Origin of the sequence: Mycobacterium colombiense, assembly GCF_001672755.1 — a bacterium.
Lineage (GTDB): Bacteria > Actinomycetota > Actinomycetes > Mycobacteriales > Mycobacteriaceae > Mycobacterium > Mycobacterium colombiense_C.
On sequence record NZ_LZKI01000078.1, the window covers coordinates 1 to 720 of the forward strand.

Here is a 720-nt window from a genome sequence, read left to right on the forward strand (position 1 = left end):
CCCTACATGATCCCGGCCGCAATCATCACCCTCGACCACCTCCCACTCACCCCCAACGGCAAACTCGACACCCACGCCCTGCCCGCACCGGAATACACCGCCGGCCACTACCGCGCCCCGGACACCCAGGTCGAAGAACTCCTGGCCGGCACCTATGCGCAGGTACTCGGGCTTGAGCGGGTCGGCGTCGACGACTCCTTCTTCGACCTGGGCGGCGACAGCATCTCGTCGATGCAGGTGGTCGCCCGTGCCCGCGCCGCGGGGCTGATCTGTCGGCCCCGCGACATCTTCGTCGAGCAGACCGTGGCCCGGCTGGCCCGGGTGGCCGCTGTCGCGGACGGCACCGACAGACCTGTCGACGAGGGCATCGGGCCGGTGATCGCCACCCCGATCATGCACTGGCTGCGAGACGTCAACGGACCGGTAGAGCAGTTCAACCAGACAGTCATCGTCCAGGCACCGGCGGGCGTTATCGAAGCCGACGTGAAGGCCATATTGCAGGCCCTGCTGGATCGGCACGCCATGCTGCGACTGCGCGTCGATGACGACGCCGCCGGCGGCTGGGCGTTGACTGTGCCCCAACCCGGAACCGTGGACGTCGCCACCTGCCTGCACACCGCCACGGTGATCTCCCGGGAGGCCCTGCTGGCGGCGCGGGCCCGGCTGAACCCGGCCACCGGCAGCATGCTGCGCGCGGTGTGGGCGGCCGCCACCGGGCAA

1 protein-coding gene is annotated in these 720 nt (G+C 70.0%); it reads left to right on the forward strand.

The genetic code is table 11. From position 1 onward, the window contains the following. A partial coding sequence (locus A5708_RS12315) for a phosphopantetheine-binding protein (protein WP_231117889.1) occupies nt 1–720 on the forward strand: 720 nt, incomplete at both ends.